Source organism: Clavibacter sp. MX14-G9D (assembly GCF_032917815.1).
Classification (GTDB): Bacteria; Actinomycetota; Actinomycetes; order Actinomycetales; family Microbacteriaceae; genus Clavibacter; species Clavibacter michiganensis_K.
Genome location: NZ_JAVCVL010000093.1, coordinates 1 through 9,784 on the forward strand (window position 1 = coordinate 1; position 9,784 = coordinate 9,784).

The window sequence follows — 9,784 nt, forward strand, 5'->3', positions numbered from 1 at the left end:
GCGGGCGGCGCGCGCGTCGCGGCGAGCGGGCGGCGTCAGGCGCGGGCGGGCGCGCCGACCGGCACACAGCGGAACCGGTGCCGGCCGGGGCCGACCTCGTACGCGGCCCCGTCCGGGAGGAGGACCTCCCCGGTGGTCCCGGTCGGCAGCACCACCTCGAGGTGCATCACCCCGTCGACGATCTCCCAGCCGGACGAGGCCGCGCCGTAGGGCGACAGGTGACGGGCGCGCGCGCGGGTGAGCCCGCCACCCGGCTGCGGCGCGAACCGCATCCGCCGCCACCCGGGCTCGGAGGGCGCGAGGCCCGCGATGGTGCCATGCATCCAGTCGGCGACGGCGCCGAGGGCGTAGTGGTTGAAGCTCGTCATCTCGCCCGGGTTCACGGTGCCGTCGGGCAGCATGCTGTCCCAGCGCTCCCAGATGGTGGTGCCGCCCATGCCGACCGTGTAGAGCCAGGACGGGCAGGAGCGCTCGAGCAGCAGGTCGTACGCGGTGTCCGCGTGGCCGGTCGCGGTGAGGGCGCCGGTCACGAGGGGCGTGCCGGCGAAGCCCGTGGCGATGCGGTTGCCGGCCGCGGACACGAGCTCGGCGAGCCGTGCGCCCGCCCGGACGGCGTCCTCGCCCGTGACGAGGCCGAACTCGATGGCGAGCGAGTACGCGGTCTGCGCGTCGCTGGTCATCCTGCCGTCGGGGAGGACGTACGCGCGTCGGAACGCGTCCCGGACCTCCGCGGCGACGCGGGCGTAGTGCGCCGCGTCGTCGTCGAGCCCGAGGACCTCGGCGGTGCGGGCGAGGTGCAGCGTCGACTGGGCGAGGTAGGCGGTGGCGACGAGGTAGCGGTCCGTGGAGGCGTCCGCGGGATCCTCCGGCGGAGCGGCGGGATCCAGCCAGTCGCCGAGCTGGAAGCCGTCGTCCCAGAGCCGGTCGGGGCCGGCGAGGGAGACGATGAGGTCGACCCATGCCTTCGCGGACGGGTACTGCTGCGCGAGGACGCCGGTGTCGCCGAAGCGCTCGTGGAGGACCCAGGGGGTGAGGACCGCGGCGTCGCCCCAGACGGCGCCGGGCTGGATGGGCTCCCACGACGGGCCTCCGGGGATGCGCGGGATGAACCACGGGACGGTGCCGTCGGGGAGCTGCTCGATGGCGAGGTCCTGGAGCCAGGACCCGAGCATGCCGGAGCAGTCGTAGAGGAAGGAGGCAGTGGGGGCGAAGACCTGGATGTCGCCGGTCCAGCCGAGGCGCTCGTCGCGCTGGGGGCAGTCGGTCGGGATGTCGACGAAGTTGCCGCGGGTGCTCCAGAGGACGTTCTCGTGGAGGCGGTCGAGGTCCGGGTGCGAGCTCTCGAACCAGCCCGTGCGCTCCATGTCGGTGTGGCAGACGAGGGCGGTCACGGTGGAGGCGTCGAAGCCGTCGGGTACCCCGGTGATCTCGGCGTAGCGGAAGCCGTGGATGGTGAAGCGCGGTTCCCAGGTGACCGGTCCGGTGCCGGCGAGGGTGATGGCGTCCTCGGCGGCGGCGATGCGGAGCGTCCGCCGGTAGAGCTCGCCGTCCTGGACCACCTCCGCGTGACGGAGGGTGACGATGCGCCCGGCGGGGCCGTCGACGGTGATGCGGAGGCGCCCGACGAGGTTCTGGCCGAAGTCGAGGAGGAGCGCGCCGGAGCCGGTGCGGCGGACGTCGACGGGGGCGAGCTCCTCGGTGCGGCGCACGGGCGGCTGCTCCATGGCGACGAGGGTCGCGGGGTCACGCACGCCGACGGCGACGGGCGTCCAGTCCCCTCCGGTCGATGCGGGCGTCGACCACGCCGGATCGTCGAGGCGCTGGTCGTAGCGCTCCCCGTCGTAGAGGCCGCTGAAGGTGATGGGGCTCGGGCCGGCCTCCCAGGAGGCGTCGGTCGCGATGCGCTGGACGGTGCCGTCGGCGAGGGTGACCTCGAGCTGCCCGATGAAGGAGAGGTCGGTGCCGTAGAGGTCGTGGTAGCCGCCGTTGAAGCCGAGCCGACCCCGGTACCAGCCGTCGCCGAGCCAGGCGCCGATCACGTTGTCGCCCTCGGTCAGGAGGGCGGTGACGTCGTAGGTGCGATAGCGGAGACGCGCTGCGTAGGAGGTCCAGCCCGGCGCGAGGACGTCGTCGCCGACGCGCGTGCCGTTGATCTCGGCCTCGAATACGCCGTGGGCGGTGGCATGGAGGCGGGCGGAGGCGATGGGGGCGTCGACGTGGAAGCGCCGCCGCACGCGTGACGGGCGGCGGTCGGTGCCGTCCTCCTCCGGCCAGCTGCCGCCGACGGGGACCGCGGACCAGTCGTCGGGCCGGAGGAGCCCGGTCTCGAGGGCCGTCGGTGCGCTCCACTCCCCCGTCGTGTCGTCCTCGCCGTGGAGGCGGATCCTGAGGGCCACCCGATCGCGGCTGGCGAGCGGCGGGAAGGGCCAGGGCACGAGGACCTGGTCGACCGAGTGGACGAGCACGGTGAGGGGCTCGTCGGTGCCGCGGCGGAGCTCGATCTCGTAGGCGGTCTGTCGCCAGTCGTCGGTGGCGGCGGTGCGCCAGCTCAGGCGGGGTGCGGCGGTGCCGATGCCGAGCGGTTCACGGAGGTGCTCGATGCGGAGGGGTCCGTCGATGTGCGCCATGCCTCAGCCCTTGACCGCGCCGGCGGTCAGGCCCTTCTGGACCTGCTTGTTGAGGAAGAGGTAGATCACGAGGATTCCGATCACGTTGAGGCAGATGGCCGCGAACAGCGGGCCGTACTGCACGGAGCCGAACTGGCCGGTGAAGTTGAGGAGGCCGACCTGCAGGGTGCGCAGCGAGCCGGAGTTGGTGAAGGTCAGGGCGATGAGGAGGTCGTTCCAGAGCATGAAGAACTGGACGAGCCCGACCGTGAAGAGGGCGTTCCGCACCATCGGGAGGCCGACCAGGAAGAACGAGCGGATGATGCTCGCGCCGTCGAGGGTCGCGGCCTCGAACACCTCGCGCGGCACCGCGCGGAAGAAGGTGGCCATGAGGAACACCGTGAGCGGCAGGCTCGTCGCCGTGTAGGTGATGATCAGCGGCCAGAGCGTGCCGGTGAGCCCGGTGCGGAAGTACGCCGCGAACAGCGGCAGCAGGATCATCTGGGTGGGCACCATGATCCCGGCGAGGAACGTCAGCAGGACGGTGCCGCGGCCCTTCCAGACGAGGACCTCGAGCGCGAAGCCGGCCATCGAGCCGAGGAGGAGCACGAGGAAGAGCGACGGGATCACCGTGACGACGGAGTTGACGGCGTACTGCGCGAAGTTCCCCGTCGTCCACGCGAAGACGTAGTTGTCGAGGTTCCACTGCTGCGGCAGCATCCAGACGGGGTTCTCGAGGAACTCGGTCTGGGTCTTGAAGGAGCCGAGGACCATCCAGACGAGGGGCCCGACGACGATGACCAGGAGGAAGGCGACGAGCGCGCCGCTGACGAGACGGCCGAGCACGCGCCGCGGGGACGCGGGGCGCCGCGTGGGGCGCGCGGCCGGTCGGGGTGCGTCGCGGCGGGGTGACGCGGTGGTGGTGGTCATCGGTCAGCCCTTCGTGGCGTCGCGTCGGTTGGCGCGGAAGATGAGGACCGTCACGGCGAGCGAGACGATCGTGAGGAGGAAGGCGACCGTCGACCCGTAGCCGTACTGCCCGTAGCGGAAGGCGGTGTCGAACATGTAGATCGTCAGCGGACTGGTCGAGGTGCCGGGGCCGCCGTTGGTCAGCGCGAGGATGCTGTCGAAGACCTTGAGCGTCCCGTTGATGGAGAAGATCACCGAGGAGATCAGCACGGGCAGGGAGAGCGGCAGGACGATGCGGCGGACGAGGCCGAAGCCGGAGGCGCCGTCGAGGCGCGCCGACTCGAGGATCTCGTCCGGGATGTCGAGGAGGCCGGCGTACAGGAGCACGCCGTAGAAGCCCATCGACCGCCAGACGTCCATGACGATGATCACGAGGAAGGCGGTGCCGCCGTCGCCGAACCAGTCGGTGGACGACAGGCCGATCGCCTCGAGGAACGTGTTCACGAGGCCGTTCTGCGGCGCGATGGCGAACATCTGCTGGAAGAGCAGCGCGACCGCGACGGTGGGCAGGACGACGGGGAAGAAGACGAGCGTCCGCACCGAGCTCGACCACCGGCGGAGCACGAAGACGTAGGTGAGCGCGAGGAGGTAGCCGAAGCCGACCTGGAGCACGGTCATCACGATCGCGTAGCGGATCGTGAGCAGGAGGGCGTCCCAGACCCGGGTGTCGGAGAGGAGCTCGACGTAGTTCTCGATGCCGGAGGGCTGGAAGCCGATGATGGCGTTGCCGGAGGTGAAGGTGTACCCGATCGAGACGATGATCGGGACGAGCATCACCACGCTGTAGATCAGCAGGGCGGGTCCGACGAGGATCAGGGTCGATCGCCGGTCTCCGAGGAGGGGGTTCATGGGCTGCCTTCTGTGCGGACGGGCGCGTGGAGGCGCGGCTCACGGAGTGCCGTGAGCCGCGCCGGGGTCGATCAGTCCAGGTCGCCCTGGACGAGGGTCATGAACTCCTCGGCGGTGATGGCGCCGGTCACGAGCTGCGCGGCGTTCTGCTGCGAGGTCGTCGTGGCCTGCGCGGAGAAGTACGCCTCGAACCACGGGACGGTGGTGTCCGTGGAGGAGATGAGGTCGCGCACCTCGGTGGTCAGCGGCGAGGTCTCGACGTCGCCGTCGACGGTGAAGCCGGAGATGCGGCTGCTGTCCTGCAGGGCGACCGTGCCGTAGTTCTCGGTGATGCACTTCACCCAGGCGCGGCTGTCGTCGTTGAGCGCGGACTCGTTGATGGTGAAGGGCAGGCCCACGTTGGCGACGAGCTGGCTGCTGTCGCCGGACCCGCCGTCGACGTCGGGGAACGGCATGAAGCCGATGTTCTCCTCGCCGATCTCGTTCAGCTCCGGGTCCCCGATGCTGCTGAGGATCCAGCTGCCCATGTAGATCATGGGCGAGCTGCCGTTGAGGAACTGGTTGATGGAGGTGTCGTAGTCGATGGAGCCGACGCCCTGGCCGAAGTAGCCGGCGGCGCCGAGGTCGGCGACCTCCTGCGCGGCCGCCACGTACTCGGGGTCGGTCAGCTCGGCGTCGCCGTCCTTCACCTTCTGCAGCGCGTCCGGGCCGAGGTCGCGCTCGATGTAGTTGCCGATGAGGCGCGTGAGGGGCCAGCCCTGCTCGCCGCTGGCGGAGAACGGCACGACGCCGGCGTCCGCGAAGGTGGCGGCGGCCTCGACGAGCTCGTCCCAGCTCGTGGGGACCGCGATCCCCTGCTCGTCGAACTGCGCCTCGTTGTACCAGACGCCCTCGATGTTGTACTCGGTGGGGAGCACCACGAAGTCGCCGTCGTAGAGGGACTCGACGGTGGAGCGGGCCGCGGGCTCGATGCTGTCGGAGACGCCCAGGTCGTCGAAGAGGGTGCTGAGGTCGGCGCCGCTGCCGGCCTCCTTCAGCTGCAGGGTGAGCTCGCTGGTGTCGACGGCGTACATGACGGGGAGGCCGCCCTGGCCGGCGAGGAGCTGGACCTGCTGGTTGAGGTTGGTCTGGGGCACGGTGTCGACCTTCAACGGCATGGCCGCCTGCTCGGTGGCGCACGCGCCCTCCGCCAGCGTTTGAAGCGTTCGAGGGACTACCTCGTTCTCGACGTTCCCGAGGACGGTGAACTCCGTGGGGGCAGCGCCCCCTCCGCCGCCGGCGCACGCGGACAAGGCCAAGATGGTCACGCCCGCTGCGGTGACCGCAGCAGCCCGACGAGCTGACTTGAGCAACATTCCTCCTTGAATGGCTGGACGCTCCAGAAGTTGAAGCGCTTCAAAGTAAGACACGCCCAGATCGCGATGTCAAGGGGCGTGCGCCGTCCGGGGCGGTACGCTCGGTCGCACCATGACGGTCTCCTCCTCGACTCCCCCGCGCCGGGCACCGCTCATGTCGGACGTCGCGAAGCTCGCCGGCGTCTCCATCGGGACGGTCTCGAACGTCCTCAACAGTCCGGCCGCGGTGCGGGCGAGCACGCGGGAGAAGGTGCTCGACGCCATCTCCACCCTGGGGTTCGTCCCCAACAGCACGGCCCGCAGCCTGGCCGTCGGCCGCGGGACGGCGATCGGCTTCATCGCGGTGGACCTCGGCAACTCCTACTTCCTCGACATCTCCCGCGGCATCGAGCAGGAGGCGGACGCCGGAGGGCGCCGCGTCCTGCTCGCGAACTCGGACGTCGACCTCGGGAAGCAGACGGCGCACCTGGAGCTGTTCGAGCAGGCGCGCGCGGCCGGCATCGTCCTCGCGCCCTTCGACGGTCCCCTGGACGAGGTGCGGGCGCTCCGCCGACGCGGGACGCAGGTCGTCTACGTGAACTGGCCGGGCGTCGAGGGCGAGAGCTGCGGCGTGGTCGTCGACGAGGTCCTCGGGGGCGAGCTGTCGGCGCGGCACCTCATCGAGCAGGGCAGGACGCGCCTCGCCTTCATCGGGGGTCCCTTCAGCCTGACCGCGGTCCGCGACCGCTTCGAGGGCGCCTCCCGCGCGGTCCGCGCCGCGTCGGGCGTGACGCTGGAGCTCATCACGACCCCCAAGCTGACGGTGCCCCCGGGGATCGCCGTGGGTCGGGAGCTGGCGGGGCGGGACGCGCGATCGCGTCCGGACGGGATCGTCTCCGCCTCCGACGCCCTGGCGGCCGGCATCGTGCAGTCGCTCGTCGTCGAGGGCGTCCGCGTCCCGGAGGACATCGCGATCGTCGGCTACGACGACAACCACTTCGCGGACAGCACGCTCCTGCCGCTCTCGACGGTGGGGCAGCCCGGCGTCGAGATGGGCCATCGGGCCATGCGCCTGCTGGCGGAGGAGATCGGGACGTCCGGCGACCACGTGCACGCCCACCAGACGGTCACGCTGTCGCCGCGGCTCATCGTCCGCGCCAGCAGCTCCGTCGGCGCGCTCGGCTAGCGGTCCGCGGCTACCCGGTCGACGCCGCGAGGAACGCGTCGAGCCCCACGGGCGGGCGGCCGAGCACGCGCTCCACGTCGCCGCTCACGTGCGCCATCTCCCCCGCGGCCATCGCCGTGTAGGTGCTGACCCACGCGTCCACCTGCCAGCGCGGCGCGCCCCAGCGCTCCCGGGAGGCGTACGCCTCCGCGAGGCTCTCGTCCCGGTAGGCGACGGGGCGGTCGCCGTGCGCGGTGAGGGTCGCCGCGACCTCGGCGAGGGAGAGCGCCTCGGGGCCGGTCAGGTCGTAGGTGACGTCGCGGTGCGCGTCGGGGTCCCGGAGCACCGCGGCGGCGACCTCGGCGACGTCCGACCGGGTCACGGCAGCGACGCGCCCCGCGCCGGCGGGCCCGCGGATCACGCCGTCGTCGCCCACGAGCGCGCTGATGAAGTCGAGGTAGAAGGCGTCGCGCAGGAGGGTCCAGCGCATCCCGGAGGCGCGGATCCGCTCCTCGGTCGCGTGGTGGTCGCGCGCCAGCGTGAAGGTCGCGTCCGGTGCCGCGCCGGCGAACGACGTGTAGACCACGTGCCGGACGCCCGCCTCCGCGGCCGCGTCCACGAACGCGCGGTGCTGGTCGAGCCGGTGCTCGTCCTCCGCCGCCGAGACCATGAGCAGCGTCTCCACGCCGCGCAGCGCGGCGAGCGACGCGCCCCGGTCCCCGTACGACGCCTCGTGGACGGTCGCCCCCGGGAGCCTCGGCGCGCGGGCCGGCGTGCGCGCGATCAGGCGGAGGGCGAGCCCCGCGTCGGCCAGGCGGCGGGCGACCTGGCCCCCGATGGCGCCCGTGACGCCGGTGACGGCGATCTGCCCGGTCATGCTGTCTCCTCTCCGCTCGAGGGCGCCCGCCGTCCGGTGCGGACCCGGCGCGCCCCGCGGTGTCCCGACCCTAGCCCGGGCGCGACGCGGCCCCCGCCTCGCGAGGGGGACGGGGGCCGCGACGGGGCGGATCAGCGCATCACGAGCCGGCGCGGGTCACGATCACGTCGAAGGTGGTCGTCCGGACGTTCCCGGCGCGGTCCTTCGCGGTGCAGGACACGGTCGTCGTGCCGACGGGGAAGACGCCGCTGCGGGGCGGCGCGCACACCACCCGCACGTTCCCGTCGCGCGTGTCGATGGCCGACGGCAGCGCGTAGGGCACGCGGACGCCGGTCGCCTTCGTGGCGACCGCGGTGATGTCGTCGACGTCCGCGATGCGCGGTGCGGACAGGTCCGCCGGACGGGCCGGCAGCTTCCGCGCGTCCACGATGCCCCAGTAGGCGGGAGCCGCCTGCAGGTCGTCGTCGAACGGCAGCGGCTGCTCCCAGGGACGCGCGATGGGCCACGTGCGCAGCCAGCTTCGGGCGTTGCTCACGCCCCAGAAGGTGATCGAGTCGATGGACGACGACTGCTGGCGGATCATCTGGAACAGGTCGCGGTAGTAGTAGCCGACCTCGGCTCCGGCCTGCGCGTCGTCGGCGTAGACGGGCGTGTACGGATCCTGGGGTGCGCCGCTGACGTCCGCGCCCTCGTTCTGGTTCGACGCGTTCACGTCGAGCTCGGTGATGGCCTGGAGGAGGCGGGTGTCGATTCGCTCGACGGCACGGATGGAGTCGCGCAGCCACGACACGGGCCGGGCGAAGTCGACGTGCGCCTGGTGGCCCACCCCGTCGATCGGCACCCCGCGGGCGACGAGGGCGGAGACCAGCTCGAGGTAGTCGGCGCGCTTGGTCGGCAGCTCGGTGTTGTAGTCGTTGATGAACAGCTCCACGCCCGGGAAGTGGGCGCGCGCGAGGCGGAAGCCCTCGTCGACGAAGCCCTCCCCCAGCACCTGGTACCAGCGGCTGTCGCGCATGTCGTGCGCGTTGTCGTTGGGGCCGTCGGCGATGACCTCGTTGACGACGTCCATGGCCCAGATGGGGCTGTCGCCATCGGGGTAGCGGGCCGCGATGTGGTCCGCGATGCCCGTGACGTGCGCCTCCATGCGGGCCTTCAGCAGCGCCTGGTCGGCGGGGCTGTCGGTGAGGGGGCGGTCGCCGTCGAGGAAGAACCAGGCAGGCGTCTGCGAGTGCCAGAACAGCACGTGGTAGTAGACGTCGGTCCCGGTGCGGTCGGCGAAGTCGAGCAGCTGGTCGAGCTGCGTGAAGGTGAACTGCCCCTCGACGGGCTGCACGCTCTCGGGCTTGCCGGCGTTCTCCGGGGTGAACGCGTCGAACTGGCGGCTGACGAGGTCCGCTCCCGCGCCGACCGTCTCGCGTCCGTCGATGGCGACGCCGACGTGCTCGATGCCGCGGGCGCCGAGGACGTCCCGGAGTGCGGGGATGTCCGTCTGCACGGGCGTCTCCACGGCGTCGCCGAGCTGGAAGTCGTCGAGCAGGAAGTCGGTGCCGACCGTCCCCTCCACGTAGACCTGCGCCTTGTCGACGGGACCGCCGAGCGTGTACGTGCCCGTGAGCTCCGTCCAGGCGTCGGCGGTGACGCGCGCCGCGGCTCCGGCGACGCCGTCGTAGCCGCTGCCGCCGCCGGTGTCGCGCTGCACGGACACCTTGAGCGACGCGGGCTCCTCGCCCGCGGCGAGGCGCGCCCAGACGGTGACCTCCACCTGCTGGCCGACGGCCAGCGCCGAGGTCACGTCGAGTGCGGCGCCGTGCCACTCCTGCGTGCGGTCCGCGACGAGGAGGCTGCCGGATCCGGTGTGGGCGATCGCGCTGGGCGAGATGCGGACGCCGTCGCCGCGCGGCGACCAGCCGTCCGTGCCGCCCTCGAAGCCGGAGCCGATGCCGGCGGGGGCGGCGTCGACGGCCTGGGCGGCGGGGGTGGCGAG

General features: G+C 72.1%; 7 protein-coding genes. 1 reads left to right on the top strand and 6 read right to left on the bottom strand.

What is annotated here, in order from left to right:
* Positions 1-35: 35 nt before the first annotated feature.
* The 4 genes from Q6969_RS09020 to Q6969_RS09035 all read right to left on the bottom strand — a co-directional run bounded on the left by Q6969_RS09020 (position 36) and on the right by Q6969_RS09035 (position 5,581).
* On the bottom strand, positions 36-2,627 hold the full coding sequence (locus Q6969_RS09020) for a glycoside hydrolase family 78 protein (protein ID WP_317230131.1): 2,592 nt from the start codon (positions 2,625-2,627) through the stop codon (positions 36-38).
* A 3-nt stretch (positions 2,628-2,630) separates the two neighbouring features.
* On the bottom strand, positions 2,631-3,536 hold the full coding sequence (locus Q6969_RS09025) for a carbohydrate ABC transporter permease (RefSeq protein ID WP_317230132.1): 906 nt from the start codon (positions 3,534-3,536) through the stop codon (positions 2,631-2,633).
* A gap of 3 nt (positions 3,537-3,539) precedes the next feature.
* Positions 3,540-4,424 carry a sugar ABC transporter permease gene (locus tag Q6969_RS09030; protein WP_317230133.1) on the bottom strand — a complete coding sequence of 295 codons (885 nt, stop codon included), beginning with the start codon at positions 4,422-4,424 and terminating at the stop codon, positions 3,540-3,542.
* 71 nt (positions 4,425-4,495) lie between these two features.
* Positions 4,496-5,581 carry an extracellular solute-binding protein gene (locus tag Q6969_RS09035; RefSeq protein WP_317230134.1) on the bottom strand — a complete coding sequence of 362 codons (1,086 nt, stop codon included), beginning with the start codon at positions 5,579-5,581 and terminating at the stop codon, positions 4,496-4,498.
* A gap of 310 nt (positions 5,582-5,891) precedes the next feature.
* Between Q6969_RS09035 and Q6969_RS09040 the strand changes: the two genes are divergently transcribed.
* Positions 5,892-6,944, top strand: coding sequence for a LacI family DNA-binding transcriptional regulator (locus tag Q6969_RS09040; RefSeq protein WP_317230135.1), 1,053 nt, complete (start codon positions 5,892-5,894; stop codon positions 6,942-6,944).
* Between the two features lie 10 nt (positions 6,945-6,954).
* Here the strand turns inward: Q6969_RS09040 and Q6969_RS09045 are convergent, their stop codons facing one another.
* Positions 6,955-7,800, bottom strand: coding sequence for an SDR family oxidoreductase (locus tag Q6969_RS09045; RefSeq protein ID WP_317230136.1), 846 nt, complete (start codon positions 7,798-7,800; stop codon positions 6,955-6,957).
* A gap of 139 nt (positions 7,801-7,939) precedes the next feature.
* A partial coding sequence (locus Q6969_RS09050; protein ID WP_317230137.1) for an endo-1,4-beta-xylanase occupies positions 7,940-9,784 on the bottom strand: 1,845 nt, incomplete at its 5' end.

What these genes read in the sequence shown, in the direction of transcription:
- Q6969_RS09020 (WP_317230131.1), bottom strand. Translation starts at nt 2,627, where the DNA reads ATGGCGCACATCGACGGACCCCTCCGCATCGAGCACCTCCGTGAACCG.
- Q6969_RS09025 (WP_317230132.1), bottom strand. Translation starts at nt 3,536, where the DNA reads ATGACCACCACCACCGCGTCACCCCGCCGCGACGCACCCCGACCGGCC.
- Q6969_RS09030 (WP_317230133.1), bottom strand. Translation starts at nt 4,424, where the DNA reads ATGAACCCCCTCCTCGGAGACCGGCGATCGACCCTGATCCTCGTCGGA.
- Q6969_RS09035 (WP_317230134.1), bottom strand. Translation starts at nt 5,581, where the DNA reads ATGCCGTTGAAGGTCGACACCGTGCCCCAGACCAACCTCAACCAGCAG.
- Q6969_RS09040 (WP_317230135.1), top strand. Translation starts at nt 5,892, where the DNA reads ATGACGGTCTCCTCCTCGACTCCCCCGCGCCGGGCACCGCTCATGTCG.
- Q6969_RS09045 (WP_317230136.1), bottom strand. Translation starts at nt 7,800, where the DNA reads ATGACCGGGCAGATCGCCGTCACCGGCGTCACGGGCGCCATCGGGGGC.